At 72.2% G+C, this 25,819-nt stretch carries 26 protein-coding genes; 15 read left to right on the forward strand and 11 right to left on the reverse strand.

All coding sequences use genetic code 11. The annotated features are described in order from the left end of the window. Positions 1-328: 328 nt before the first annotated feature. The 7 genes from cysS to ACBI99_RS29005 all read right to left on the reverse strand — a co-directional run bounded on the left by cysS (position 329) and on the right by ACBI99_RS29005 (position 10,007). On the reverse strand, positions 329-1,702 hold the full coding sequence (gene cysS / locus ACBI99_RS28975; protein ID WP_219504741.1) for a cysteine--tRNA ligase: 1,374 nt from the start codon (positions 1,700-1,702) through the stop codon (positions 329-331). A gap of 9 nt (positions 1,703-1,711) precedes the next feature. Beyond that, entirely contained in the window at positions 1,712-3,553 is a 1,842-nt protein-coding gene (locus ACBI99_RS28980) for a sigma factor-like helix-turn-helix DNA-binding protein (protein WP_357589940.1), read from the reverse strand. Between the two features lie 48 nt (positions 3,554-3,601). Continuing rightward, positions 3,602-5,422 carry a UvrD-helicase domain-containing protein gene (locus ACBI99_RS28985; RefSeq protein ID WP_219504746.1) on the reverse strand — a complete coding sequence of 607 codons (1,821 nt, stop codon included), beginning with the start codon at positions 5,420-5,422 and terminating at the stop codon, positions 3,602-3,604. A gap of 3 nt (positions 5,423-5,425) precedes the next feature. Continuing rightward, on the reverse strand, positions 5,426-7,675 hold the full coding sequence (locus tag ACBI99_RS28990; RefSeq protein ID WP_375073955.1) for a hypothetical protein: 2,250 nt from the start codon (positions 7,673-7,675) through the stop codon (positions 5,426-5,428). A 145-nt stretch (positions 7,676-7,820) separates the two neighbouring features. Then, complete coding sequence (locus tag ACBI99_RS28995; RefSeq protein WP_219504750.1) at positions 7,821-8,597, reverse strand: trans-aconitate 2-methyltransferase; 777 nt, start codon at positions 8,595-8,597, stop codon at positions 7,821-7,823. 100 nt (positions 8,598-8,697) lie between these two features. Beyond that, the gene (locus ACBI99_RS29000) at positions 8,698-9,759 is read right to left on the reverse strand and encodes an ABC transporter substrate-binding protein (RefSeq protein ID WP_375073956.1); all 1,062 of its coding nucleotides are present in this window, start codon (positions 9,757-9,759) and stop codon (positions 8,698-8,700) included. A gap of 17 nt (positions 9,760-9,776) precedes the next feature. Further along, entirely contained in the window at positions 9,777-10,007 is a 231-nt protein-coding gene (locus ACBI99_RS29005; RefSeq protein WP_219504753.1) for a hypothetical protein, read from the reverse strand. 115 nt (positions 10,008-10,122) lie between these two features. Between ACBI99_RS29005 and fdxA the strand changes: the two genes are divergently transcribed. The 3 genes from fdxA (at position 10,123) to ACBI99_RS29020 (ending at position 12,360) form a co-directional block, all read left to right on the forward strand. Further along, positions 10,123-10,446: a ferredoxin gene (fdxA, locus tag ACBI99_RS29010; protein WP_219504899.1), complete on the forward strand. Its 324-nt coding sequence runs from the start codon at positions 10,123-10,125 to the stop codon at positions 10,444-10,446. A gap of 74 nt (positions 10,447-10,520) precedes the next feature. Then, a complete protein-coding gene (gene dapC, locus ACBI99_RS29015) occupies positions 10,521-11,591 on the forward strand; it encodes a succinyldiaminopimelate transaminase (RefSeq protein ID WP_219504755.1) in 1,071 nt (356 codons plus the stop codon). Positions 11,592-11,691: 100 nt separating this feature from the next. After that, positions 11,692-12,360: a DUF4178 domain-containing protein gene (locus ACBI99_RS29020; protein ID WP_246644764.1), complete on the forward strand. Its 669-nt coding sequence runs from the start codon at positions 11,692-11,694 to the stop codon at positions 12,358-12,360. On the opposite strand, the gene ACBI99_RS29025 is transcribed toward ACBI99_RS29020, so the two are convergent. Next, positions 12,357-13,223 carry a hypothetical protein gene (locus tag ACBI99_RS29025; protein WP_375073957.1) on the reverse strand — a complete coding sequence of 289 codons (867 nt, stop codon included), beginning with the start codon at positions 13,221-13,223 and terminating at the stop codon, positions 12,357-12,359. The genes ACBI99_RS29020 and ACBI99_RS29025 overlap by 4 nt on opposite strands. Between ACBI99_RS29025 and ACBI99_RS29030 the strand changes: the two genes are divergently transcribed. From ACBI99_RS29030 to ACBI99_RS29055, 6 genes are all read left to right on the forward strand, one after another. After that, the gene (locus tag ACBI99_RS29030) at positions 13,222-14,058 is read left to right on the forward strand and encodes a 2,3,4,5-tetrahydropyridine-2,6-dicarboxylate N-succinyltransferase (RefSeq protein ID WP_219504757.1); all 837 of its coding nucleotides are present in this window, start codon (positions 13,222-13,224) and stop codon (positions 14,056-14,058) included. The genes ACBI99_RS29025 and ACBI99_RS29030 overlap by 2 nt on opposite strands. Beyond that, positions 14,058-15,113, forward strand: a complete 1,056-nt coding sequence (dapE, locus tag ACBI99_RS29035) for a succinyl-diaminopimelate desuccinylase (protein WP_219504759.1) — start codon at positions 14,058-14,060, stop codon at positions 15,111-15,113. The genes ACBI99_RS29030 and dapE overlap by 1 nt, the downstream gene beginning before the upstream one ends. A 210-nt stretch (positions 15,114-15,323) precedes the next feature. After that, on the forward strand, positions 15,324-16,121 hold the full coding sequence (locus ACBI99_RS29040; RefSeq protein ID WP_219504761.1) for a TIGR00730 family Rossman fold protein: 798 nt from the start codon (positions 15,324-15,326) through the stop codon (positions 16,119-16,121). Between the two features lie 11 nt (positions 16,122-16,132). Beyond that, positions 16,133-16,717 carry a TIGR00730 family Rossman fold protein gene (locus tag ACBI99_RS29045; protein WP_219504763.1) on the forward strand — a complete coding sequence of 195 codons (585 nt, stop codon included), beginning with the start codon at positions 16,133-16,135 and terminating at the stop codon, positions 16,715-16,717. A gap of 55 nt (positions 16,718-16,772) precedes the next feature. Then, positions 16,773-17,573, forward strand: a complete 801-nt coding sequence (locus tag ACBI99_RS29050) for a hypothetical protein (RefSeq protein WP_375073958.1) — start codon at positions 16,773-16,775, stop codon at positions 17,571-17,573. After that, positions 17,570-18,130 (forward strand): DNA-3-methyladenine glycosylase I, encoded by a 561-nt coding sequence (locus ACBI99_RS29055; protein WP_219504767.1) that lies wholly within the window; start codon positions 17,570-17,572, stop codon positions 18,128-18,130. The genes ACBI99_RS29050 and ACBI99_RS29055 overlap by 4 nt, the downstream gene beginning before the upstream one ends. Here ACBI99_RS29055 and ACBI99_RS29060 read toward each other — a convergent pair. Beyond that, the gene (locus tag ACBI99_RS29060) at positions 18,115-18,894 is read right to left on the reverse strand and encodes an enoyl-CoA hydratase-related protein (protein ID WP_219504769.1); all 780 of its coding nucleotides are present in this window, start codon (positions 18,892-18,894) and stop codon (positions 18,115-18,117) included. The genes ACBI99_RS29055 and ACBI99_RS29060 overlap by 16 nt on opposite strands. A gap of 20 nt (positions 18,895-18,914) precedes the next feature. Next, positions 18,915-19,691 carry a PaaX family transcriptional regulator C-terminal domain-containing protein gene (locus tag ACBI99_RS29065; protein WP_308125732.1) on the reverse strand — a complete coding sequence of 259 codons (777 nt, stop codon included), beginning with the start codon at positions 19,689-19,691 and terminating at the stop codon, positions 18,915-18,917. A gap of 181 nt (positions 19,692-19,872) precedes the next feature. Between ACBI99_RS29065 and ACBI99_RS29070 the strand changes: the two genes are divergently transcribed. Continuing rightward, entirely contained in the window at positions 19,873-20,040 is a 168-nt protein-coding gene (locus ACBI99_RS29070) for a DUF3117 domain-containing protein (protein WP_020545024.1), read from the forward strand. A 78-nt stretch (positions 20,041-20,118) separates the two neighbouring features. Further along, a complete protein-coding gene (locus ACBI99_RS29075) occupies positions 20,119-21,528 on the forward strand; it encodes a leucyl aminopeptidase (protein WP_219504773.1) in 1,410 nt (469 codons plus the stop codon). 24 nt (positions 21,529-21,552) lie between these two features. On the opposite strand, the gene ACBI99_RS29080 is transcribed toward ACBI99_RS29075, so the two are convergent. Further along, positions 21,553-22,191, reverse strand: a complete 639-nt coding sequence (locus tag ACBI99_RS29080; protein ID WP_219504775.1) for an O-methyltransferase — start codon at positions 22,189-22,191, stop codon at positions 21,553-21,555. Positions 22,192-22,352: 161 nt separating this feature from the next. Here ACBI99_RS29080 and sigE point away from each other — a divergent pair, with 161 nt between their 5' ends. The 4 genes from sigE (at position 22,353) to ACBI99_RS29100 (ending at position 25,801) form a co-directional block, all read left to right on the forward strand. Continuing rightward, the gene (gene sigE / locus ACBI99_RS29085) at positions 22,353-22,994 is read left to right on the forward strand and encodes an RNA polymerase sigma factor SigE (RefSeq protein WP_219504778.1); all 642 of its coding nucleotides are present in this window, start codon (positions 22,353-22,355) and stop codon (positions 22,992-22,994) included. A 1-nt stretch (position 22,995) separates the two neighbouring features. After that, complete coding sequence (locus ACBI99_RS29090; RefSeq protein WP_219504780.1) at positions 22,996-23,523, forward strand: anti-sigma factor; 528 nt, start codon at positions 22,996-22,998, stop codon at positions 23,521-23,523. A gap of 164 nt (positions 23,524-23,687) precedes the next feature. After that, entirely contained in the window at positions 23,688-25,358 is a 1,671-nt protein-coding gene (locus ACBI99_RS29095; protein ID WP_375073959.1) for a trypsin-like peptidase domain-containing protein, read from the forward strand. 89 nt (positions 25,359-25,447) lie between these two features. Further along, on the forward strand, positions 25,448-25,801 hold the full coding sequence (locus ACBI99_RS29100; RefSeq protein WP_219504782.1) for a sec-independent translocase: 354 nt from the start codon (positions 25,448-25,450) through the stop codon (positions 25,799-25,801). Positions 25,802-25,819 lie beyond the last annotated feature (18 nt).

The following is a 25,819-nucleotide window of genomic DNA, read 5'->3' on the forward strand; positions in this document are numbered from 1 at the left end:
CCATCCATCCCGCGCTGGACTAAGTCTGGCAGCCCCCGCTCACTCCTTCCGCCGCCCGTCACGGGGGGTTTCCGAGCCTGTACCGCGTGACATGACGCAACCCCGATGCAACCCACGATCTGCGTATCGTGCGCATGGCGCGTACCGTCCACCACCGCATCAGGACGGCGCCACGCGGGCGGACGGTCCCTGCCATGCCGTCCGCCCGACCTCTCGATAGGTGCTGTTTCCGCGCAGCGATCAGCCGCCCCGCCGCACTGCGTACGGCGGGGCGGCTGGGCAGCGGATCAGGCGGACCAGGCGGGTCAGGCGGCTCAGGCGGCCGGGCTCAGCCCCAGCTCTGGCCGTCCGGGGTGTCCGACACCCTGACCCCCAGCTCGGCCAGCTCGTCGCGCAGCCGGTCGGCCGCCGCCCAGTCGCGCGCCTCGCGCGCCCGCGAGCGCTGCTCCAGCAGCTCGGCCGCGCCCCCCGGCAGCGCCGCCGGGGCCCTGCCGATCTGCGTCGACAGGTCCAGCGCCAGCACCTGGTCCAGGTGCAGGAACGACTCGAACTTGGCCCCGGGAGCCACCTCGGGGTCGCGCTCCAGCTCGCGCATCAGCCGCAGCGCCGACGGCGTGTCGAGGTCGTCGTCGAAGGCCGCCTCGACCCGCTGCACGTAGTGCGCGGCCATGGGCGAGCTGGGCGACTCCGACCACTCGGCCACCCGGGTCCGCCAGCGGCGCAGCGTGCGGTCGGCGGCCCGCAGGGTGTCCCAGGTGAGGTTCATCTGCTGGCGGTAGCGGTGCTCCAGGAACGCCAGCCGCACCGCCAGCGGGTCGAGCCCGGCCTCGGTCACGTCGGACAGCAGCACCACGTTGCCGCTCGACTTGGCCATCTTGCGCCCGTCGAACAGCAGGTGCTCGCCGTGCACCCAGTGCTTGACCACCTCGTGCCCGGTCGCCGCGCCGGACTGGGCGCGCTCGTCCTCGTGATGCGGGAAGCGCAGGTCGATGCCGCCGGTGTGGAGGTCGACGCGCTCGCCGAGGAACCGCAGCGACATGGCCGAGCACTCCAGGTGCCAGCCGGGGAACCCGGCCCCCCAGGGCGCCTCCCACGACAGGTCGCCCTCGGCGGGCTTCCACAGCGCCCAGTCGGCGTGGAAGCGCTTGCGCGGGTCGACGGCCTCGATGCGGTGGGCGGGCTGCAGATCCTCCAGCCGGTTGCCCGAGATCTCCCCGTAGGAGGGGAAGGTCCGTACGTCGAAGAACACCGATCCGTCCGGGACCGTGTACGCGTGTCCCCGCTCGATCAGCTTGGCCACCAGCTCGACCATCGGCTCGATCGTCTCGGAGGCGCGCGGCGTGTGCTCCGGCGGGCGCAGGTTGAGCGCCAGCGTGTCGCGGCGGAACTCCTCCTCGTACGCGCGCGCCAGCTCGGCGGGGGAGCGCCCCTCGGCCCGCGCCTGCATGCGGACCTTGTCCTCACCGGTGTCGGCGGCGCTGTCGTCCGTCACGTGGCCGACGTCGGTGATGTTCTGGCAGACGACCATGCGCACCCGCTGCCGCTCCAGCACCCGCCTGATCAGGTCGGACAGCAGGTAGGAGCGCAGGTTGCCGACGTGGGCCGACCGGTAGACGGTCGGCCCGCAGGTGTACATGCGCAGGGCGCGGGATCGCTCGATCTCCTCGACCTGCCTGGCACGCGTGTCGTAGATCCGCAGCATCCCCCGATGCTAGCCGCCCAGGTAGCCGAGGATGTCGCGGTCGCCGCGCTCCCGCAGCCTGGCGAGCACCTCCTCGCGTGTCGCCGTCTCCGGCAGGCCGATGCGCGCGCCGATCAGGCGCAGCCCCTCGGCCTCGGAGCTGACGGGCGCGGTGTAGCCGATCAGGTAGAGGGCCCGGTTCAGCGGCGGCATCGCGGTGGCCGCCGCCGGCAGGTGACGGGTCAGCAGCTCGCCGCCGTCGGAGACGGTCAGGAAGACGTGGTCGCCCTCGCTCGCCTTGAAGTCGGCCAGCACGTTGCGGATCGACCCCATCGTCGGCTGGTTGTGCCAGCTGATCACCACGTCGCCGGTCGCCGTGGACGCGGTGAGCTGCCCGCCGGGCGCCATCCCCAGGTAGGCGGCGAACCCGGTCGGCAGCGGCGACCCCGAGCCGCGCAGGTGCTCGGCGTTCACGTCCACCCGGTGCCACCAGCGGCCGTCGCGGCTGCGGAAGCTGCGCCGCGTCTCGGAGACGTCCTTGCGCGGCTGGTACGGCTCCGACTCCCCGGTGGGCGAGGTGCCCGCGACGCGGATCCAGCCGCGCTGGGTCCGCTCGAACCCCGGGCCGCCCGAGTAGGCGCGCACCGAGCTCTCGCTGACGTCGTAGCGGGAGGTGAGGTTGGTGACGATCGTGCTGACCGACGCCTCGCCGCCGGCCCGCTCGATCTCCCGGGCGATCATCTCCCGGATGCCCAGGTACTCGTCGCCGCCCCAGCGGGTCAGGCCGTACTTGTTCCTGTCGACGCGGCGGAAGCGCTCGTCGGCGGTGAGCTGGTTGCGGATGCCGACCAGGCTGTAGTCCTCGCCGATGCGCTCCTGGATCTCCTCAGGCGTCAGCGGGCGCCCGGCCACGGCCAGCACCGCCTCGGCCTTCTCGTTGATGCTGCGCGGCCACGGCACCACGTGCTGGTCGAGCACGCGCAGTTGCGGCACGGCGAGGATCCAGCGCTCGGCCACGTCCTCGCGGACGCCGAGCTGGGTGACCATGGCTACGGCCTCGCCCAGCGGGTGCGGGCCGTCGGCGAACAGCTGCCTGGTCTTCTCGCGCAGCTCGTCGGCGCCGCCCGCGACCAGCCATCCGTCGGCCTGCTCGTATCCGGTCAGCAGCGTGCGCACGAACCGCCAGGCGGGGATGCCCAGCGTGCGCAGGTCGCCGCGGTGCCACGGCACGGCGGCGGCCAGGTCGTCGGCGGGCACGGCCGAGCCGAGCCGGCCGCGCAGCCAGGCGACGTGGGCGACCAGCGCGGCGGCGTCCGGCCCGGCCAGCCAGGCTTCGACGTGGTCGCGCAGGTCGCGTTCGATCTGCCGGATCCGTTCCCTGGTGACCGAGAAGCGCTGCGCCAGCTCGTCCAGCGTGGCCCGGTCGGCCGCGTACAGCCGGTCGCGCGCGATCGCCCGCTGGCGGTCGTCCAGCGCGCCGAACAGGGCGTCGATCAGCTCGGGCAGCGGCTTGTCCTGGCGGGCCGGCACGGGCGCGACGGCGGCGGGTTCGAGCAGCCGGTCGAAGACGCCCCCGTACAGCTTCTGCACCACGTCCTTGCCGAGCATCTCCGGGGTCCGCTCGGCCTCGGCCGGGTCGGAGAAGCGCAGCAGGGGAAGGATGTCGCCCAGGAGCAGGTGTCCCCAGAAGGCCACGGACAGGTCGGCGAGCCGGGACGCGACGGCCTGCGTGCCGGCGATGGCGCACACGCGGTCGAGCGGGATCGCCTGCCACCACGCCTCGGGCAGCTGGGGCTCTTCCGCGATCGGCGCGATCTGGCCAGGGGAGGTCCAGCGCAGGGGTGGCGCGAGGTCACTCAGGCTGAGGTTCATTGGGGTCCAACCGGCAAAGGGAAGATATCCGCAGTTCAGACTATGTGATCAGAAGGACAGAAAGGGGCTACCTCTTCCGGAATGGGATATGTAGAGCAATGATCGGGCACGCGTGCACGCGACGAACAGCATGCTCCGCTCCCGCTGCAACGCCCTGGCCCGGGCCCCCGGATCGTCGGGCGGACGCTCGGGGACGACGCCCTCGGCCACCCCGATCAGCGCCACCCGGTCGAACTCCAGGCCCTTCAGATGCGCGAACGCCGACACCCGCACCGGCACGTCCCGCAACGCCCGCCGGGCCGCGCGCACCTGCTCCGGGCCGCGCGCGCCCACGGCGATCCGGTCCGCCGGCACGCCGTCATCCAGCCAGGCAGCGATCACGCTCTCCAATCCGGACAGCTCCGCCTCGGGCGACTCGAAGGCCCGCACCACCGGCCGCGCACCGAAGTGCGAGCCGCGGAAACCGTACATCGCCGACATGCCCTTGACCAGCCCATCGGCCGGACCGCCGCCACGCACCCGCACCGCGAACGCCAGCGTCTCGCGCGAGAGCCGGTGCGACAGCCGAAGCTCGTGCGACTCGGCCGGGATGCCCACCGCGCCCAGCGCCACCCGCGTGTCGGTCACCCGCTGGTGCGGGTCCCCGACGACGAACAGGTCGTCGTGCGCGCGCGGCGCCGCCGCGCGCAGCAGCCGCCACTGCGCCGGGCTCACGTCCTGCCCCTCGTCCACCACGATGTGACGGTACGGTTTGCGCCCCGGCTCCAGCTCGTCGAGCACGTCGCCCGTCGTCCTGGCCAGCAGCCGCAGCGCCTCCTCGGTCAGCTCGGCCATGCTCCGCGCCCCCGGCCCGACCAGCGCCGGACGCCGCCCCTCCGCCAGGCCCACGATGCGCATCGCCAGCCGTTCCGGATTGTCCACGTCGATCCGCTTGCGCAACGCCACGTCCCGCACGAGCAGGTCCAGCCGCGTCGCCAGGTCCTCCGCCAGCCCCTGCGAGAACGTCACCAGCAGCACCGGCCCGCGCCCGTGCGCCGCCAGATGCGCCGCCCGGTGCAGCGCCACCACCGTCTTGCCGGTGCCCGCCCCGCCCACCACCAGCACCGGACGCTCGTAACGCGCCGCCCTGGCCAGCCGATGCTGCGGCGGATGCACGTACGTGCACCACTCCGGCGCCGTCAGCACCTGGTCCAGCTCCGACTTGTCCGCCGCGAACGCCGCCCGGTCCGGGCTGCGCAGCAGCGCCGCGTGCAGATCCTCCGGATCGACCGGCTCCTCCGGCTCCGCCAGCGCGCGGCAGCCGTCCAGCTCCCGCCACGCCTCCGTCAGCGTGCCGCCCCTGGCCAGCACCGCCAGCGGCAGATACTGCGTCGGCGGAAGCAGCGGCTCCAGCGCCTCCAGGTCCGCCTCGGTCGTCACGAGCCGCACCAGAGGCAGCGCCCGCGCGTCGATGCCCAGCGCCAGCAGATCACCATCACAGATCCGCTCGAACAGCCGCGAAGCCCCCGCCGACCGGCGTAACGCCGGCTCCACCCGCTCCAGCGCCTGCGCGTCCCACTCCTCGACCACGCCGATCACCGGGTTGACGCCGTAACGATGCCGCTGCGCGAACGACCATGCGTCCGCGTCCGGCAGCACCGTGCGCAGCCAGTAGACGTCCCGCTGCCGCACCACCACCCCGCGCAGCCCCTCGGCCAGCCGCAGCGTCGCCACCCGCGCGTCCCGGCCGCCCCGCACCCGCTCGGGATGCGGCGCGCCCGCCACGTTCAGCAGGAACCGCCGCAACGCGACCACGGCGTCCCTGCGCACCGGCTGGGCCAGTGCGCTGAGCTCCCTGGGGGACTCAGGGCCGATCGCGAGCCGCGGCACGGCTCAGTCCAGGAGGCCGAGCAGGTCGCGGTCCCCGCGCTCACGGAGCCTGGTGAGCAGCTCGGGCAGCCCCACCGGGCCGGTCATCCCGATCCGCGTCGCGATCACCCGGGCCGCCTGCTCCCGCGTGCCGCCCGGAGCCGTGTAACCGACCAGGCGCAACGCCTTGGTGATCTTCTCGGCGCCCTGCGCGGCCACCGGCAGGTGCCGGGCACGCAGCACGCCCTCGTCCGACAGCGTCAGGAACAGGTGGCCGCCCTCCTTGGCGCCCACGTCCACCAGCAGCCGCTTGATCGACTCCAGCACCGGCCTGCCGTGCCAGGTCATCGTCAGCTCACCCGCCGCGCTCCTGACCGTCCTGCTCTCACCCGGCGACAGCCCCAGGTAGGAGGCGAACCCGGTCGGCAGCGCGCACTCGCCTCCGGCGAGCTGCTCGGCCGTCACGTCGATCCGCAGCCACCAGCGCCCGTCCGGCTGGCGGAAGCAGCGGCGGGTCTGCGACACGTCCTTCAACGGCTGGTACGGCTTGCCGTGCTCGCCCGAGTTCCCGTTGCCGTCCCCCGGCACCGGCACGGCCGGGGCGAACGCCTGGAACTGGGACGGCACCGGATCCGGCGGCACGAACCCCGGCGGCAGCGCCCCCAGCGGCCCGAGAGACCCGAGCGGCGTCGGCGGCTGCAACGGCGCCGGGGCCGGCTTCGGCGTGAACGCCGACGGGGCCGGGGGCGCCGGAGGTGCCTGAGGGACGGGCGGCGCCGGCGGTCCGGGTGGCGGCGCCGGCGGGCGAGGCGGCAGCGTCGCCAGCACGAACTGCCACGCGGGCACCTCCAGCGCGCGGATCTCCACCCCGTGCCAGTCGGCCGCGTCGATCAGCCGCTCCTTCGGCGCCGCCGGGCCGATCGTCCTGCGCAGCTCGTCCAGATGCGCCCGGTACGGCGCCGCCTCCTCGCTGGCCAGCCAACTGTCCAGCTTCGCCCAGAGCCGCTCCTCCGTGGCGGAGATCTCCGCCGGCGGCACCGCGAACAGCTTCGCCAGCTGGTCCACGGCCGACGGCTGGTCGGTGAACACCCGGTTCTGCGCGACGGCCCAGCTCTTGTCGTCCAGCCCGGCGAACGCCGCCTCGATCAGCTCAGGCAGCTCACCCGCCTGCGCCGACCCTTCCCCGGCGGAGTCCTGGCGGCCCTCCTCCTCGGCCCGCTCATCCCAGCCGGCCTGCGCAGCGAGGGCCCCAGCGGGCTCCTCGGCCGCGTCCTCACGGTCCTCGGCGGGGGCGGCATCCTCATGCTCTTCGGCGGCGGCGTGCTCGCGCTCGTCGTCGTCGGCGGCGTCCTCACGGTCCTCGGCGGTGGCCGCGTCTCCGGCCTCTTGGGCGGAGGCGGCGTCCTGGCGTTCGTCCTCTTCGGAACGGTCACCCTCGGCGGTGGGGTGCGGAGCCTCCTGGGGCGCGCCATCTGCGGCGAAAAGCGCGGCCGCGCGCTCCTCCACAGGAGCCGCGTCCTCGTGCTTCTTGGAGGCGGCGTGCTCGCGCTCGTCGCCGTCGGCGGTGGCGTCCTCACGCTCCTCGGCGGCGGCGGGTGCGCGCTCCTCAGCGGCGGTGCCGTCCTCAGGCTCCTCGGCGGAGGCGGCGCGTGCGCGCTCCTCCTCCCCATCCGGACGCCCGCCCTCGGCGGCGGGTTGCGGGGCGTCCTGGGGCGCGCTGTCCGCGGCGAGGGGCGCGGCTGCGGCCTCCACAGCGGGCGCCGCGTCCTCGGCGGGGGCGGCGTCCTCGGGCTCATCGTTCTCGGGACGTTCGCTCGCGACGGCGGGGAGGGGCGTGGCGGGGAGTTCGCGCTCGTCGTCGAGGGTGACCGCACCGGACCCGGGGCCGGCCCAGGCGCCGGCGCCCGGGGCCAGCCGGTGGAGTGCGGCCGAGAAGAGGGTGCCGAGCACGGGCCGGGCCTGGATGAACGGCTGGTCGGCCAGCTCGCGCCCGGTGAGCGCCAGCAGCCCCGGCCACGACCCCGCGCGGTCGAGCGCGATCGCGACGTGCGGTTCGTCCGCCTCGTCGGGGTCGAGCACGTGCAGCGCGGGCAGGATGTCGCCCACGGCGGCGGCGGGCCAGTGCTCCAGGGCGATCTCGGTGAGGAGTTCGCCGAGCGATTCCGGTCCGATGGCGGCGAGCACCCGGGGCATGGGCAGGCTGCGCCACCAGGCGTCCGGCAGGTCCGGCTGCCCGGTGAGCAGCGTGATCGTGGACGAGTCGCTCCACCTCAACGGTGGTACGAGGTCGCTCAGGCAGAAGTTCATCCCGTTCCGTTCACCAGCCCCTCACGCCGCCGTCTTGTAGCGGTGCCATCGTCGTCGCCCACGGAACAGACCATAGTCCGGCAAAACAGCCCTACGCATCATGCACTACGCATCAGCGTCGAACGGCGGCAAACCGTAGGCGCACGTAGTCGGCCATCCAGCCGCTCTCCCTGCGAAGGGCGGGCGCGGCGAGCTCGTTCACCCGCTGGAGCAGGGGTTCCACGAGGTCCTGGGGCAGCCCGTCGAGCGCCGAGGCGGCGAACATGCGCACCCAGTCGGCGGCCCCGCGCGGGCACTCGTCGAGCGGGGTGGGCCGGTCGAAGTACTCCAGCAGCCGCACGACGAAGCCTTCCTGCTCCAGGCGGCGGGCGTACTCGGCGGGGGTGGGGAAGTACCACGGCAGTTCGGGCTCGCGCAGGCCGTGCTCGCGCCAGGCGGTGAGCATCGCGGCGGTGAGCTCGGCGCAGTTGCCGGAGCCGCCCATCTCGGCGACGAAGCGCCCGCCGGGGGTGAGGGCTTCGCGCACGCTGGCGATGACGGCGGAGGGCTCGCGGCTCATCCAGTGGAGCGCGGCGTTGGAGAAGACGGCGTCGTACGGCCTGGCCACGGTGAAGTCGTGGCCGTCGCCGACGATGAAGTTCATGCCGGGGTACTGCGCGATGGCCTTCTCGATCATGGCGGCGGAGCCGTCGATGCCGAGCACCTCGGCGCCGCGGAAGGCGATCTGCGCGGTCAGCACCCCGGTGCCGCAGCCGAGGTCGAGAACCCGTTCGCCCGGTTGGGGGTCGAGCAGGTCCACGAGCGGCGCGCCCTGCGTGGACACGTAGCCGAAGCTGCTGTCGTAGGCGCGACTGTTCCACCGCTCCACGCTCGGTGTGTCGTATCGCAAGCCGATCAGCTCTCATTCGTCAGACATCGGGCCCCCGTGGCCGTGCTGTCCGTTCACTTTAGAGCCAATTGTCGCTACGACATATCAGGTCACTTCAGGCTCATCCCACGCTGCGCGCCCACTCCTTCCTCAGGTACGCCTTGGCGGCGTCCGTCTGCGGGATCGTCAGCAGCACGGGCGGCCCGGGGGCGACCGGCAGCTTGGCCGCCTGCTCGGTGTCGAGCGTGCCCTTCATTAGCATGGCCTCGCCGCGCGCCGGCCTGGCGTACCCCTTCTGGAACAGGTTCTGGCCCTCGTCGGAGAAGAGGAACTCCTGCCACAGCCGGGCGGTGGCCGGGTGCGGGGCGTCCTTGTTGATCGCCTGTACGTGGTAGGCGCCCAGTTCGGCGCCGCGCGGGATCGTCACCTTCCAGGAGGTGGCGTCCTGGGCGGAGCGGGCGGCGTTGAGGTGGTCCCAGTCGACGATCACGTTCGCGTGGGCCGGGTCGGTGAGCTGCCCGGCCTGCTTGAGCCTGCCGAACAGGTCGACGGCGCGCTTGGGCTGCGGCATGCCGCCCTGCAGCGACGCCGCCATCACGCCCTTGAACGCCGCGGCCGAGCGCAGCGGGTCGCCGTCGAGCGCCACCTTGTAGCCGGGCTTGAGCAGGTCGCTGAAAGACGCGGGGGCGGGCACGGCACGCGGGTCGTACCCGAGCGACATGTAGCCCCCGTAGGCGGCGTACCAGGCGCCGCGCGGGTCCTTCACGTGGTCGGGCAGGTCGAGCCAGCCCTGCACCTTGTACGGCGCGAACCGGTGCGCGTTGGCCACGGCCACGTCCATCGTCAGGTCGAACACGTCGGGTTTGAGCTGCGCGGCGGCGTCCAGCGAGCGCTTGCTGTTGGCCCCGGGCTCCAGTTCCTTGACCTCGATGCCGTACTTGTCGGCGAACGTGTCGATGATCTCGCCGTAGTTGACCCAGTCGCGGGGCAGCGCGATCACGTGCAGCGTGCCCTCCTGCTTGGCGGCCTGGGCCAGGCGCTCCATGCTGGTGAAGCCCTCCTTCATGGAGGCGGCCTTGGCGTTGACCGGCGGCCCCGTCGGGGCGGCTTCGTGGGTGGACGACGCGCCGCATCCGGCGCTGGCGAGGATGGCTACTGCGGCGGCGCAGGTACGTACGGTCACAAGCTGAATACTTACGGTTACTTCCGCCCGGGTCGAGGAGGCGCGGCGGGAACGACGCGCCCGGCCACCAGCGTTTCCTCGGAAATCTCCACCAGGGTGCCGTCGCGCTTGCGGACGCGCAGCACGCCGCCCTCCCACGATTCGAGGATTCCCACGGCGTCGCGGAACCCTCCGGGCACCTTCCGGCGTGTGGTGATCCGTGCGCCGATGTCCGCGGCTGAGATAGTGATGACGAGGCGAGCGGCCACGAGTTTGCCACCCTCCGTTTCAGCCGGGGTCCGGGCACGGCAATACTAGGGCCTAGCAAACCGCGGTCAGAGTCATGCCATGGTGCGGAATGGTGCGGAGAAGAAGGAGCTCGAGGTGACCTACGTCATCGCGCAGCCTTGCGTGGACGTCCTGGACAAGGCGTGCATCGAGGAGTGCCCCGTCGATTGCATCTACGAGGGCGAGCGCATGCTTTACATCCACCCCGACGAGTGCGTGGACTGCGGCGCGTGTGAGCCTGTGTGCCCGGTCGAGGCGATTTTCTACGAGGACGACCTTCCCGAGCAGTGGAAGGACTTCTACAAGGCCAACGTCGACTTCTTCGAGGACCTGGGCTCGCCCGGCGGCGCCTCCAAGGTCGGCAAGATCGAGAAGGACCACCCGGTGGTGGCGGCCCTGCCGCCGCAGGCCGAGGGATAGCGGGCGCAGGCACGCCCGCGGGTGCTCTGCCCGCGGGTCGTTCCCGCATGTACGGCGCCCGACCAAGGAGAAACGTGAACAACCTGCCCGACTTTCCCTGGGACCGGCTGGAGCCGTACAAGGAACGCGCCCGTGCCCATCCCGACGGCATCGTCGACCTGTCGGTCGGCACGCCCGTCGACCCGGTGCCCGCGCTCGTCCGTGACGCGCTCGCCGGGGCGGCGAACAGCCCCGGCTATCCCTTCACGCACGGCACGAAGGCGCTGCGCGAGGCCGCGGCCGGCTGGCTGCGCCGCAGGCACGGCGTCAGCGTGGGCGAGCAGGACGTGCTGCCGCTGATCGGCTCCAAGGAGTTCGTGGCCTGGCTGCCGACCTACCTGGGCGCCAGGCGGGTGGTCTTCCCCGAGCTGGCCTACCCGACCTACGACGTGGGCGCGCGGCTGGCCGGGGCCGAGGCGACGGCCGCCGACGGGCTGCTGAAGCTCGGGCCGGAGCGTGCCGACCTGGTCTGGGTCAACTCGCCCGGCAACCCCACCGGCAAGGTGCTGCCTGTCGAGCACCTGCGCAAGGTGGTGGCGTGGGCGCGCGAGCGCGGCGCGGTCGTGGCGTCCGACGAGTGCTACATCGAGCTGGGCTGGGAGGACCGGCCGGTCTCGATCCTGCACCCTGACGTCTGCGGCGGCTCGCACGAGGGGCTGCTGGCGGTGCACTCGCTGTCCAAGCGCTCCAACCTGGCCGGCTACCGCGCCGGGTTCGTGACGGGCGATCCCGTCCTGGTCAAGAGGCTGCTGGAGATCCGCAAGCACGCCGGCATGCTGATGCCCCAGCCGGTGCAGGCGGCGATGACGGTGGCGCTCGGCGACGACGCGCACGCCGACGCGCAGCGGGAGCTCTACGCGGCCCGGCGGGCGGCGCTGCGGCCCGCGCTGGAGGCGGCCGGATGGCGGATCGACCATTCGACGGCAGGGCTGTACTTCTGGGCCACTAACGGGCAGAACTCCTGGGACCAGGTAAGCAAGCTTTCCGAAATCGGCATATTGGTCGCGCCGGGCGAATTCTATGGATCAGCAGGTGAGCGGCACGTGCGCATCGCGCTCACGGCCACTGACGAACGGATCGGTGCGGCGGTGCGCCGCCTCCAGTAGGATCGCCCCGCAAGCGCCCCTTCCCGGGGGGTGACATCCGCGAGCACAAATAGATATCGGTCGTTTGCCTAGGCGAACCGCGAGTGGAGCGAGCCGAACGATGAGCATGACCTCCGTGGTCGTCCTCGGGCTGAGCATCGCCACCGTCCTCCTCCTTCTGGGGGCCTTCCTGGCCACCCTCCGCCAGGACAGGAAAGGCCGCACGACAGCGCCACCGGTCGAGGCCGCTCCCGTCGAGCCCCCGCTGCCGGCGCCGGTCAGCGAGCCCGCGCATGCCGGTGCCGACTACACCGACCCGCGCACCATCAAGGTCGGCGACAAGATCGAGGTGTACGGGGCTCCCGCCCGCGTGCTCGGCGCGATGCACCTGTCCTGGCAGGGCCAGCAGTGGATCGAATACCGGCTGCGCGACGCCGCCCGGCGCGTCCAGTGGCTGTCCGTCGAGATGCGCCAGGGCCCGGCCGCCGGCGACCCGCCCTTCCTGGAAGTGCTGCTCTGGACCGGAGTGCCGACCCAGGGCATGGTCCCCGCCCGCAGCTCGCTGGTCATGGACGACGTCGAGTTCCACCCGCTGGAGCGCGGCACCGCCGCCTTCCGCTCCGAAGGCAACACCGGCGCCCCCGACCGGGGCCTGCTCGACTTCGCCGACTACCGCGCCACCGACGGCCGCCTGCTCTCCTTCGAGCGCATCCAGGGCCAGGCGTGGACCGCCTCCTACGCCCAGCCGCTCCCGCCCGGCTCCATCTCGATCGTCAGCCGCGCCACCTAGGCGAGCTCGACCTGCCTGGCCCCCGCCTTGCCGCCTTCCTTCCAGCCGGTCGTCTCGACGTCGTTGACCCAGGTGGCCCCGCTGTAGGCGACCTGGCTCAGGCCATACTCCTGCGCGTGGGCCACCGACCAGGCGGCGATCAGCCACCCGCGCTTCTCACTGGTGACGGCGGCGCTGCCGAGCGCCCGGGTGAGCTGGCGGCGCGCCTCCCGGGTCCGCGCCTTGCGGGCCGCCTGCGTGACGCCGGGGTCCGACGGATAGACGCAGTGCACGGCCCTGGGCAGCCTGCCGGTGAACGCCGCGGCGAGGATGCGGGCGTCGTGCTCGTGCTGGGCGTAGGCGTAGCCGGCGGCCGAGCGCTGCACCGCCTGGGCCGCGTCGGCGATCGGCATCTTGCGGTAGCCCTTGACCTTGGCCAGCGCGGCGAAGAACTTGTTGGCCGAGTAAACAGGGTCCATGATCTGCTTCTTGGTGCCCCAGCCCTGCGACTCGCGCTGCTGGAAGACGCCCACCGAGTCGCGGTCGCCGTAGTTGACGTTGAAGAGCTTCGACTCCTGCAGCGCGGTCGCGTAGGCGATCACCACCGCCCGCTCGGGCAGCTTGCGCCGCGCCGCGACGGCCGCGATCGTGGCGGCGATCTGCGCCTGCTCGACGTCCAGGCTGAGGGCGACCTGGTCCTTGGTGAGCGCGACGCAGCCCGGCTCCGTGACGGCCAGCGGCTTGGCCCGCTTGAGCAGCTGGTAGAGGCCGAACGAGATGGCCACGGCCAGGACGACGACGATCACCGCGATGGTGACGACGCCGCGGGAGAAGCGCAGGTGCACGCAGAAGAACCTACCCGGCCAGATAGGCTCCGTGGCCATGACAGACGTGAGCACCATGTCACCGTTGCCGGCGGTGATCGACGAGCTGTGGGAGCGTCGTGCGGAGTTGTCGGCTGCTGACGCGGAGGCGCGCCACGCGGTGGTCGCCGCCGTGGACCTGCTCGACACCGGCAAGGCCCGCGTCGCCCAGGTGACCGGCGACGGCCTGGTGGCGGTCGACGAGCGGGCCAAACGGGCGATCCTGCTGAGCTTCAAGGTGCTCGGCATGGCCAGGTCCCAGGTGGGCGACTTCCAGCACCACGACCGGGTGCCGCTCAAGAGCACCTTCGACGGCGTGCGGGTGGTGCCGGGCGCGATCGCGCGCTGGGGCTCCTACCTGGCTCCGGGCGTGGTGCTCATGCCGTCGTTCACCAACATCGGCGCGTACGTGGACTCCGGAACCATGGTCGACACCTGGGCCACGGTCGGCTCGTGCGCGCAGATCGGCCGCGACGTCCACCTGTCGGGCGGCGTCGGCATCGGCGGCGTGCTGGAGCCCCCGAACGCCGTCCCGGTCGTGGTCGAGGACGAGGCGCTGATCGGCAGCCGCGCGATGATCGTCGAAGGGGCCCGGGTGGGCCGCGGCGCGGTCGTCGGAGCGGGAACGATCCTGTCGGCCTCCATGCCCGTCATCGACGTCCACACCGGCGAGGAGCTCGGCCGCGGCCGCGTCCCCGACTGGTGCGTGGCCGTGGGCGGCACCCGTCAGAAGGAGTTCCCCGGTGGCACGTTCGGCCTGCCGTGCGTGCTCGTGCTCAAGCGTCTGGAGCCGGGGCAGCGGCACGACAAGGCAGCGCTCAACGACGTGCTGCGCGAACACGGAGTGAACACCTGATGCTCGACCTCACCCAGGACGTACGCACACTGACCGCCCGCATCGTCGACGTCGAGTCGGTGAGCGGCGCCGAACAGGCCCTCGCGGCCCAGGTCGAGCAGGCGCTGACCGCGCTGCCCCACCTGAAGGTCGACCGGTCCGGGCAGACCGTCGTCGCCCGCACCGAGCTCGGGCACGCCGAGCGGGTGCTGATCGCCGGCCACCTCGACACCGTCCCCGTCGCCGCCAACCTGCCCAGCCGCGTCGACGGCGACCTCCTGTACGGGTGCGGCACGTCCGACATGAAGGCCGGGGTGGCCGTCGCGCTCAAGCTGGCCGCCACGGTGCCCGCCCCCGTGCGCGACGTCACGTACGTCTTCTACGACTGCGAGGAGATCGAGGCCGACCGCAACGGCCTCACCCGCGTCGCCCGCGACCACCCCGACTGGCTCGCCGCCGACTTCGCGGTGCTGATGGAGCCCACCGACGGCGTCATCGAGGGCGGCTGCCAGGGCACGCTGCGCGCCGACGTCGTCGTGCCCGGCAAGCGCTCCCACAGCGCCAGGTCGTGGTACGGCATCAACGCCATCCACCGCGCCGAGCCGATCCTGGCCAGGCTCAACGCGTACGAGGCGCGGCTGCCGGTGGTCGACGGGCTGGAGTACCACGAGGGGCTCAACGCCGTCGGCGTCCGCGGCGGCGTCGCCGGCAACGTGATCCCCGACGAGTGCGTGGTCACCGTCAACTACCGTTTCGCCCCCGACCTCACGATCGAGCAGGCGCAGGAGCACGTGCGCGACGTCTTCGACGGGTACGAGGTCCGCTTCGTCGACGCGGCGCCCGGGGCGCGGCCCGGCCTGACGCACCCGGTGGCCGCCGCGTTCACCGCCGCCGTGGGCGGCACCCCGAGGGCCAAGCTCGGCTGGACGGACGTGGCGCGCTTCTCCGCGCTCGGCGTGCCTGCCGTCAACTACGGCCCCGGCGACCCCAACCTGGCGCACCAGCAGGGCGAATACGTGTCGCTGACGCGGATCGTGGAGAGCGAGCAGGCGATGCGCACCTGGCTGACGACCTGACACCCGGCAGACAACATGAAAGTGGCTCTCCTCGCCGGCCATTTGGCGGGGAGAGCCACTTTCAGTCCCGAGCAGCACCCTCGCCGGTTAGACGCAGGGTCCGCGAAATTCGGTTCCAGGTTTCCCGGGAAGTTTTTCAAGATTCTTCCGAGCCGGGTAGACGTGGAGTTCGGGCACGATCCGCACCACACGAAGGGCTAGCGTGAACTCATGAAATCAACCCGCCGGGAAAGGCGTCAGGGGCAGGCGGTCGTACGCGGCGACATGGTCCCCTCCTCCACCCACGACCAGCGGCTGCTCGCCCGACAGGGCCCGGCCGACTGGGTGCACATGGACCCGTGGCGGGTGCTGCGCATCCAGTCGGAGTTCGTCGAGGGCTTCGGCCAGCTCGCCGAGCTGCCCAGGGCCGTCACCGTGTTCGGCTCCGCCAGGACCCCCGGCGACTCGCCCGAGTACGCGGCCGGCCGCGCCCTCGGCAGCGCGCTGGCCAAGGCCGGCTACGCCGTCATCACCGGCGGCGGGCCCGGCGTCATGGAGGCGGCCAACCGCGGCGCCTCCGAGGTCGACGGCGGCGTGTCGGTCGGGCTCGGCATCGAGCTGCCCTTCGAACAGCGCATGAACGACTACGTGGACCTCGGCATCGAGTTCCGCTACTTCTTCGTGCGCAAGACCATGTTCGTCAAGTACTCCTGCGGCTTCATCGCCCTGCCCGGCGGCTTCGGCACGCTCGACGAGCTGTTCGAGGCGCTGACGCTGGTCCAGACGCACAAGGTCACCTCCTTCCCCGTCGTGCTCATGGGCAGCGAATACTGGGGCGGCCTGATCGAATGGATCAAGGGCACGCTGCTCGGCACCGGCAAGATCGCGCCGCAGGACCTCGACCTGATCACCGTCACCGACGACGTGGACGAGGCCGTCAGCATCATCGTCGAAGCCGACCGGGCCCGCTCCCAGCAACGCGAGGAGGAGATCCGGGCCACCCAGTCGCAGGTCGCCGAGCCGCAATAGGCTGGCTCCTCGTGAACATCTGCGTCTACTGCTCCTCCAGCCAGAACATCGACGGCAAGTACCTCCGCCTCGCCTCCGACGTGGGCACCGAGCTCGCCAAGCGCGGCCACACGCTGGTGAGCGGAGGCGCCACCGTGTCCTGCATGGGCGCCGTCACCACCGCCGCCCGCGCCGCCGGCGGCCACACCGTCGGCGTCATCCCCCAGGTGCTCGTCGACATCGAGGTCGCCGACCGCGACTCCGACGAGCTGATCATCACCGCCGACATGCGCGAGCGCAAAGGCGTCATGGACGCCAGGTCCGACGCCTTCCTCGTCCTCCCCGGCGGCATCGGCACGCTGGAGGAGCTGTTCGAGATCTGGACCGCGCGGGTGCTCGGCATCCACGACCGGCCGCTGGTCATCCTCGACCCGTGGGGCCTCTACGGGCCGCTCAAGGAGCTGATCGTCGGCATGCACGACGCCGGGTTCACCCGCGCCGGGGTTTTCGACGCCATCGCCTGGACCACCACCCTGGAAGAGGCGTTCGACCAGCTCGAAGGCCGTGCCACCCCCGTCAGGCCGAGCGTCGCCGAGCTCGGAGAGGCCGTCGGCTGAGCGGGATGCGGCAAGTGCGGGACTCATGCCTCCGTGGTATGAGTACGATGCCAATGTGCTGGTCATACTCGCCATTGCCGCGCTCGCCATCCTGGCCTGCGTGGTGCTGGTCTCCCTCGGCAGGGGCGGTGAGCTGACCGAGTTCCCGCCGGACGTGCCGCCGCTCAACCTTCCCGAAGCCGGCAAGCTCACCGCCGTCGACTTCATGGCGCTGCGGCTGCCCGTCAACCTCGTCGGCTACCACACGCAGTCCGTCGACGAGACCCTGCGCCGGGCCGCCAACGCGATCAGCGCCCGCGACACGCGGATCGCCGTGCTGGAGCAGCGGGTGTCGGAGCTGCTGTCGAGCCGGTTGCACGCGCGCCAGGAGGTCTACGCGGCCCCCGGCGCCGGTCTCCGCACCGACCACGAGCCCCCGGCCGCCCCCCACACCCTCCCCGACCCGGACCCCACACCATCGCCCGCCACCGTGACGGCCTCCGAGGAGCCCGCCCCCGGTGAGGGCGCCGCCGCAGGGGAGGCCGTGAGCGCCTCCCCGGCGGAGCCCCCCGTTCCCGGTGAGGCGGCTGTCCCGGAAGAGACCGCTTCCACAGGGGAGGACGTCGCGCACGACGCCGAGCCGCCCGCGCCCGCCGAGCCGTCGGCGTCCGGCGAAGCCGCGAGCGCCTCCGTGGAGCCCGCCGCCTCCGACGAGGCCGCCGACGAGGTCGCCGTCCCTGGTGAGGGGGCCACCGCGTCCGGCGAGGTCACGTACGTTGACGGGGTGGACGGCGCGGAGCGGGCCGGAGGCGGTCCGGCGCAGAACGGTGAGGGGGAGACGGTGCGGGTGGCGCGGGACGGGGACGAGCGGGCGTGAGCGAGGTGATCCGCTGCTCGTGGACGGGGATGACGGACCCGGTCTATATCGCCTACCACGACGAGGAGTGGGGCCGCCCGGTGCGCGGCGACGACGGGGTGTTCGAGCGCGTGACGCTGGAGGCGTTCCAGTCGGGCCTGTCGTGGCTGACGATCCTGCGCAAGCGGGAGAACTTCCGCCGGGCCTTCGACGGGTTCTCGATCCCGAAGGTGGCGGGCTACACGGACAAGGACGTGGAGCGGCTGCTGGGCGATCCGGGGATCGTGCGCAACCGGGCCAAGGTGGAGGCGGCGATCGGCAACGCGCGGGCGGCGCTGGAGCTGCCGGACGGCATTTCCGAGCTGGTCTGGAAGTATGCCGATCCCGACTCGCCGGTGCCCGCGTCGATGGCCGACGTGCCCGCCGTCACCCCGGCGTCCAAGGCGCTGGCCAAGGAGCTGAAGGGGCGCGGCTTCAGGTTCGTCGGGCCGACCACCGCCTATGCGTTGATGCAGGCGATCGGCCTGGTCAACGATCACATCGAGGGCTGTGTGGCGAGGAGTCAGGCGGGCCGGTGAAAGACGGGGCGTTCCTTGTTGAGGAACGCCTTGGTGGCGGCCAGGTGGTCGTCGGTGGCGACGCATTCGTCCTGGAGGTCGGCTTCCAGGGCGAGCGATTCGGGCAGTGAGTGCGTCGCGGCGTGGGCGAGTGCGCGCTTGGTGGCGGCGTACGCCTGGGTGGGTCCTTGCGCGAGGCGGGCGGCCAGGTCGGCGGCGGCCTCGGCAAGCGCGTCGGCGGGGACGACGCGGTTGACCAGGCCGAGCTCCAGGGCGCGGGCGGCGTCGATGGGCTCGCCGAGCAGCATGATCTCGGTGGCGCGGCCGAGGCCGACCAGGCGTTGCAGCGTCCAGGAGGCGCCGGAGTCGGGCGCGAGCGCGATGCCGGCGAAGGCGAGCGCGAACTTGGCCTTGTCGGAGGCGACGCGCAGGTCGCAGGCGAAGGCGAGGGAGGCTCCCGCCCCGGCGGCGACGCCGTTGACGGCGGCCACGACGGGCTTGGGCATGGTGGTGATGAGCTCGACGATCGGGTTGTAGTGCCGGCGCACGGTGTCGGCGAGGCCGCGGCCGGCGTCGAGGTTGGCGGCGTGCTCGCGCAGGTCCTGGCCGGCGCAGAAGGCGCGGCCTGAGCCGGTGAGCAGGACGGCGCGGACGCCGGGGTCGGCGGCGGCCTTCCGGAGCGCGTCGAGGAGCGCTTCCTTGAGGCCGGCGGTCAGCGAGTTCATGGCGTCGGGGCGGTCGAGCGTGATGGCGGCGACGGCGTCGCGCACGTCATAGCGGATCAAGGCGTCTCCCTCAGCGGCGGTCAATGCATCTCCCTGTCGACGAACGCGGCGGCCGTGGGCAGCAGCCGGGCGGCCTCCTGCTCGAAGTAGGCGCGGGCCTTCTCGCCCGGCCAGCCGGCCGGCAGCAGTTCGGGCGGCAGGCCGGGGTCGCGGAACAGGAAGTTGCGCCATCCGTGCACGAGCCTGCTCCTGGTGGCGAACACCCGGTCGGGCGGGGCCCCGTCGGGCAGGGCGCTGATCAGCGTGACAGCCTCGGCGTGCCATTGCTCGTACGCCTCGCCGATGGCGGTCAGATCCCAGGCGCGGGAGACCAGCTCGCACGGGTCGCCTTCGAGCGCGGCGTCGAACCGGTCGGCGCGCACGCCCTCGGCGTCCAGCAGGTTGTCCAGTTCGGCGGAGGAGTGCGGGCCGATCCAGGTCGTCTCGGACAGCGCGGCGTAGCCGAGGAACGTCAGCTCGGCCCTGATCCGCTCGCGGCGCGCCCGGTCTCTCACGGAGCCGAAAACGATCACGTGCCAGCGGCCGTGCCAGGTCACCGTCCCGGCTCGGTAAATTCTCAGCGCCGCCTCGTCCAGCCGTCTGACGCACTTCGGAGTGAGCCCGTACCCGGGTCCCCGGGGCAGTTTGACGGGCCGCAGCCAGCCCTGCCTGACCATGCGCGAAACGGCGGTACGCACGGCGGGAGCGGCGATTTCCAGCGGTCGCATGAGGCGGACGAGAGCGGCCACGGACGCCTGCCCACCGCGTGAGCGCAGGTGGTCTCCATACAGGTCGAACAGGGCGGCGCGTGCATGCACGAAGTCCAGTTTGGCCGCCTTCGCCCCCCTGGACAACGCATTCTGGGAGGAGATCGTTACCCATGAGGGCTCTCGATGCGGGAGAATAGGACATCACAGAAGACGTGAATGCGCCGACCACCCCCCACGGGCGGTCGGAAATCGCGGGCCGCGGGAGCCCAAGGCAGGAAGGGATGCACGCATGGCGGCGATGAAGCCGCGGACCGGCGATGGTCCGCTCGAGGTCACCAAGGAAGGGCGCGGCATTGTCATGCGGGTCCCCCTGGAGGGCGGCGGCCGGCTCGTCGTGGAGATCTCCGCCGACGAGGCGAAGGCCCTCGGCGAGGCGTTGAAGAACGTCGTCGGCTGAGAGATCCCGGGACAGGTTTGACCCACGACCCTGGCGTACGCCCGTCGCCAGGGTCGCTGACGTTGGAGGAGAGCGAACGTGCCCATTGAGACCGCTGCGTCGGTGGTCGCCGAGGTTCCCGCGGACGCCGCGTTGCTGGCCGTCCCGTACTCGGCGGACCTGGACCCGCCGGCCGTGGTCGACCTGCGCGTGCCGGTCGCGGGGCTGTTCGCCCACTACGAGGCCAAGGGCGAGGCCGGCGAGATCGTCGAGGTTCCCGTAGCGCGCGGCGACGGCGTCGGCCGCGTGCTCCTCTACGGCGTGGGCGACGGTTCGCCGCGCGCCCTGCGCAAGGCCGCGGCCACGCTGACCCGCCGCGTGCGCGGCCAGGACGAGCTCGTGGTGCTGACGCCCGAGGGCGACGTGACGGCGTTCGCCGAGGCCGCGCTGCTGGCGGCCTACTCCTTCAAGATCGGCGCGCCGGGCAGGCAGCCGGTGGCGGCGCTGACGTTCGCGGGCGCCGACGAGGGCCAGGTGCGGCGCGGCGAGAGCGTGGCGCGGGCCGTGGCGCTCGCCCGCGACCTGGCCAACACGCCGTCGTCGGTGAAGAACCCGGCCTGGCTCGCCGACCGCGCCGCCGAGCAGGGCCTGCCGGTGCGCGTGTGGGACGAGGAGGCGCTGCGGGCCGAGGGGTTCGGCGGCATCCTGGGGGTCGGCCAGGGCTCGGCCAGCCCGCCGCGGCTCATCCAGCTCTCCTACACGCCCGCCGAGCCGGCCGCGCGGCACGTCGTGCTGGTGGGCAAGGGCATCACGTTCGACTCGGGCGGCCTGTCGCTCAAGCCGACCGACAACATGAAGACGCAGAAGACGGACATGGCGGGCGGCGCCGTGGTGATCGCCGTCCTCGGCGCGCTGGCCCGGCTGGGCGCGCCCGTGCGCGTCACCGGCCTGATCGCCGCCGCCGAGAACATGCCGTCCGGCACCGCCCAGCGGCCCAGCGACGTCATCAGGCAGTACGGCGGCCGCACGGTCGAGGTGCTCAACACCGACGCCGAGGGCAGGCTGGTGCTGGCCGACGCGCTCGCCTACGCCGACGCCGAGCTCGACCCGGACGTGGTCGTCGACATCGCCACGCTGACCGGCGCGATGAGCGTGGCGCTCGGGCGCAACGTCGGCGGCCTCTACGCCACCGACGACGAGCTGGCCGGCCAGCTCGTGGCGGCCGGGCGGGAGAGCGACGACAGGCTGTGGCGGATGCCGCTGATCGACGACTACGCCGACGGGCTGCGCTCGTCGGTGGCGGACCTGGCCAACATCGAGGTCGGCTCCACCTACGGGGCCGGGTCGATCACGGCGGCGCTGTTCCTGCGGGAGTTCGCCGGGAAGCGGCCCTGGGCCCACCTGGACATCGCGGGCGTGGGGCGCAGCACGGTCGACGAGGGCGTGCTGACCAAGGGCGCCACAGGCTTCGGCGTGCGGGTGCTCCTGGAGTGGCTGACCCGCTCCTGACGGCCCGTACGGAGCGCGTACGGGCTAGTCGGCGATCTTGATGGCGGCGAGCAGGCCGTCGCCGAGCGGCATGAGCACCGAGCGCAGCCGGTCGTCGGTCTGCACCAGCTTGCCCAGCTCGCGCAGTGAGACCGTGTCGGGGTCGCGCTGGGCGGGGTCGGCGACCCGGTTGTGCCACAGCACGTTGTCGAAGGCGACGATGCCGCCCACGCGCAGCAGGCGCACCGCCTCGGCCAGGTAGTCGGCGTACTCCTGCTTGGCGGCGTCGGCGAAGACCAGGTCGTAGCCGCCGTCGGACAGGCGGGGCAGCACGTCGAGCGCGCGGCCGGCGATCAGCCGCACCCGGCCGCCGGAGAACCCGGCCTCGGCGAACGCCTGCCGGGCCAGCCGCTGGTGCTCGGGCTCGACGTCGACGCTGGTCAGCGTGCCGTCGGAGCGCATGCCGCGCAGCAGCCAGAGCCCCGAGACGCCGCAGCCGGTGCCGACCTCGACGACCGACTTGGCGTTGACCGCCGTGGCGAGGAAGCACAACGCCGCGCCGCCGCCGGGAAGGATGGGCGTGGCGCCCATCTCCAGCCCGCGCTGCCGCGCCGCGTGCAAGATCTCATCTTCCTGATGGAACTGCTCCGCATAGGCCAGAGTGGCCTCTACCGGACTGGTCATCGGCCTCCTCCCCCCACTTTCGTGCGATTGGTCACCGATCGCAGCCTAGGGGAGACACGCCGGGACGGGAACTCAGGAGGCCCCCGAGGCGTTGCAGGTTTAAACGGGCTTTGCCGGTCCTGAAGGCAGCCAGTGCGCATGAAGGGACAAAACCAGGCACTATGGCGGTAGCGGTGGTCCCAAAGAGAGGAGTTCTGGTGGACGAAAGTGACCACCAGGCCGAGACTCCGACGAGCATGTCCGAATCCGACTGGACTCCCCCCACATGGGAGGAAGTAGTGCGGACGCATTCCGCACGCGTCTATCGCCTGGCTTACCGCCTGACCGGCAACGTCCACGACGCCGAGGACCTCACCCAGGAGGTCTTCGTCCGCGTCTTCAGGTCGCTGTCGAGTTACACCCCGGGCACGTTCGAAGGCTGGCTGCACCGGATCACGACCAACCTGTTCCTCGACATGGCGCGGCGCAAGCAGCGCATCAGGTTCGAGGGGCTGGCCGACGACGCGGCGGAGCGACTCCGTGGCCGCGAGCCGTCGCCGGCGCAGGCGTTCGACGACGCGCACCTCGAGCCGGACATCCAGGCCGCGCTCGACGCGCTCGCCCCGGAGTTCCGGGCCGCGATCGTGCTGTGTGACATCGAGGGCCTGTCGTATGAGGAGATCGCGGCCACGCTCAGCGTCAAGCTGGGCACGGTCCGGAGCCGCATTCATCGTGGCCGGGCGCAGTTGCGGGAGGCGCTCGACCATCGGGCTCCCCGTAATTCCCAACTCCCCCCGACCGTTACCCGTGGGGAGGAAGTCTGATATGGCTCATCTTGGAGAACGCGTATCCGCGCTGGTCGACGGAGAACTCGGCCACGCCGATCGTGAGCGCGCGCTCGCGCATCTGACATTCTGCGCTGACTGCAGGCGGGAGGTCGAGTCGGTGCGGGCGCTGAAGTCGCGCCTGCGCTCGCTCGACGGCCCGTCGATGCCGGCCGACCTCACCATGTCGCTGCTGCGCATGGCCGAGCCGGGCGGCCCGTTGCCGCCCCGCGAGCGGCCGTTCCCGGCCCGGACGTTCGGAGGTGTGCCGATCCCGGGCCCGCACAGCATCGCCCCTTTGGACAACAGGCCCCGCAGGGGCGCCAGTGGTGGCGCTTCTTCGGGGCCGGGCCGAGGCGCTAGGCGGCGCACCGCGTACGTGGCCGTCAGCGTGGTCTCGGCGGCCGTGGCGCTCGGCACGTTCTTCGCCGTGTCGGGCGGCGGCCAGACCACCGCGCCTCCGGTCGAGCTCGTCAAGCGGGTGCAGAACTCGCCCTCGACCGCGCAGACGAGCGCGCCCACGCCTTGACCGGTTCGCTCCTGGGATACTCGGGATGGCGTAGTCCATGGCGTGGTGGGCATACGATCTGAGATCGGGATTTGTCGGGCGATTTTGCTGACAATTGCTTTACGACTCTCGTATGCCGATCACGCCATGATTGCGGTGTCCGAGCAAGGAGTGGTGAGTAGTAGATGACCGACGAGACGCGCCCCGACGATGGACGCACGCCGTCGGACAACCCTGATCCACAGGGGCGGCCGGAGTTCCTGCCCGCCGGCGACCAGCCGGAGCGGCGGCCCGAGCCGGGCTGGGGCGCACCGTCGGGCGAGCCCGGCGACACCACGATCTACGGCTCCCCGCCGCACACGTTCGGCTCTCCGGAGTTCGGTTCACCGGGGTTCGGCTCGCCTGAGGGGGTCAGGGGCGACACACGCGCCTACGAGACCCCCTCCTTCGGTTTCGGTAACCCGGGCGGCGAAGGCCCCTCCTACGCCCCTCCGGGCCCCGAGAGGCCGCCCTACGGGCTCAGCAGCCCCAGCGGCGAAAGCCCCTCCTACGGCTTCGCCAGCCCCAGCGGCGAGAATCCCTCGTTCGGCTTCGGCAACCCCGGCGGCGAAGGCCCGGCGTTCGGCCGGCACGGCACGCCGCCCCCGCCCCAGCGCGCGCTCGGCATGGGCGCCGGATGGGCGCCGCCTCCCGGCGGATTCGGCGGCGCGATGACGCTGCCCCGGCGCGGGCCCAGCACCTCGTTCCTGGTCGTGCTCGCCGTCGTCATCGCGCTCGTGGCCTCCCTGCTCGGCAGCGTCGGCACGTACCTGCTGACCAGGCCGGGCAGCGGCACCGACCCGAGCTTCAACCTCGGCGCCGCGCCCACCGGCAACACCAACAGGCCGCCCGAGTCGGTGGCCGGGGTGGCCTCGCGGGTGCTGCCCAGCGTGGTGTCGCTGGAGGTCGGCAACGTCGGCAACACCGAGGGCGCCTCGGGCTCCGGCTTCCTGATCAAGGACGGCTACGTGGTGACCAACAACCACGTGGTAGCGCTCGCGGCCAAGGGCGGCGAGATCAAGATCCAGTTCAACAACCGCAAGACCACCACGGCCCGCATCGTCGGCCGTGACCCCGGCTCCGACCTGGCCGTGGTCAAGCCGGAGGAGACGTTCGGCACCCCGGAGATCCGGCTCGGCAACTCCGAGGAGGTCGTCGTGGGCGACCCGGTCATCGCGATCGGCTCACCGCTGGGCCTGACCGGCACGGTCACCACCGGCATCGTCAGCTCGCTCAACCGGCCCGTGATCGCGGGCGACGAGAGCGGCGCCACGGGCGAGGAGCCCGCCTACATCAGCGCCATCCAGACCGACGCCGCCATCAACCCGGGCAACTCCGGCGGCCCGCTGGTCAACGCCAGGGGCGAGGTCGTCGGCGTCAACTCGGCGATCGCCACGCTGAGCCGGTCGGTCACCAGCCAGAGCGGCAGCATCGGCCTCGGCTTCGCCATCCCGGTCAACCAGGCCCGCCGCGTCGCGCAGGAGCTCGTCACCACCGGCAAGGCCAAGCGGCCCAAGATCGGCATCGTGCTCGACCCCGAGTGGCGGGGCGAAGGCGTCCGCATCGCCTCCGGCAACCGCAGCGGCCGCCCGCCGGTCGACGCCGGCGGCCCCGCCGAGAAGGCCGGCCTCAAGGCGGGCGACGTGATCCTGGAGGTCGACGGCCTGCGCCTGCAGGACGGCAACGAGCTCATCGCGCTGATCCGCAGCAAGGCGCCCGGCTCCAAGATCGAGATCAAGTACGAGCGCGACGACCAGGAGCACATCGCGACCCTCGTGGTCAGCGCCGACGAGGAACCCGTGCCCACCCCGTCCTGACGCGGGTGCCGACCGCTTCGCAGGAGCCCGTACTCTGTGGATAGGCCGGGGGTTTTGTCCTCGGAGCGGATGGACCGGTAGGAGCTCAGGTGTTCGGACTTGGCTGGTTGGAGATCGGCGCGCTGATCGTCATCGCGCTGCTGGTCTTCGGTCCGGAGAAGCTGCCCCAGGCGGCCGCACAGGCCGGCAAGACGCTGCGCAACCTGCGGCAGATGGCCAACAACGCGCGTGACGACCTGCGGGCCGGGCTGGGGCCGGAGTTCAAGGACTTCGACCCGGCCGACCTCAACCCGCGCAACTTCGTGCGCAAGCACCTGCTCGACGACCTCGAGGACGACTGGAACGCCAAGCCCGCGCTGGACCCCGCTCCCGCCTACGCCGCGCCGATGGCGGAGGAGCTGGGCGTGGGGGAGATCCCCCCGTACGACACCGAGGCGACCTGACGGGCCCACCCGCGTGGT

The organism is Nonomuraea sp. ATR24 (assembly GCF_041950485.1).
In the GTDB taxonomy this organism is placed as follows: Bacteria; Actinomycetota; Actinomycetes; order Streptosporangiales; family Streptosporangiaceae; genus Nonomuraea; species Nonomuraea ceibae.

Coding starts and splice junctions, on each gene's coding strand:
- cysS (WP_219504741.1), bottom strand. CDS start 1,702: ATGCTGCGGATCTACGACACGCGTGCCAGGCAGGTCGAGGAGATCGAG.
- ACBI99_RS28980 (WP_357589940.1), bottom strand. CDS start 3,553: ATGAACCTCAGCCTGAGTGACCTCGCGCCACCCCTGCGCTGGACCTCC.
- ACBI99_RS29020 (WP_246644764.1), top strand. CDS start 11,692: ATGAGCATGACCTCCGTGGTCGTCCTCGGGCTGAGCATCGCCACCGTC.
- ACBI99_RS29030 (WP_219504757.1), top strand. CDS start 13,222: ATGACAGACGTGAGCACCATGTCACCGTTGCCGGCGGTGATCGACGAG.
- ACBI99_RS29025 (WP_375073957.1), bottom strand. CDS start 13,223: ATGGCCACGGAGCCTATCTGGCCGGGTAGGTTCTTCTGCGTGCACCTG.
- dapE (WP_219504759.1), top strand. CDS start 14,058: ATGCTCGACCTCACCCAGGACGTACGCACACTGACCGCCCGCATCGTC.
- ACBI99_RS29040 (WP_219504761.1), top strand. CDS start 15,324: ATGAAATCAACCCGCCGGGAAAGGCGTCAGGGGCAGGCGGTCGTACGC.
- ACBI99_RS29070 (WP_020545024.1), top strand. CDS start 19,873: ATGGCGGCGATGAAGCCGCGGACCGGCGATGGTCCGCTCGAGGTCACC.
- ACBI99_RS29080 (WP_219504775.1), bottom strand. CDS start 22,191: ATGACCAGTCCGGTAGAGGCCACTCTGGCCTATGCGGAGCAGTTCCAT.
- sigE (WP_219504778.1), top strand. CDS start 22,353: ATGGCGGTAGCGGTGGTCCCAAAGAGAGGAGTTCTGGTGGACGAAAGT.
- ACBI99_RS29090 (WP_219504780.1), top strand. CDS start 22,996: ATGGCTCATCTTGGAGAACGCGTATCCGCGCTGGTCGACGGAGAACTC.
- ACBI99_RS29095 (WP_375073959.1), top strand. CDS start 23,688: ATGACCGACGAGACGCGCCCCGACGATGGACGCACGCCGTCGGACAAC.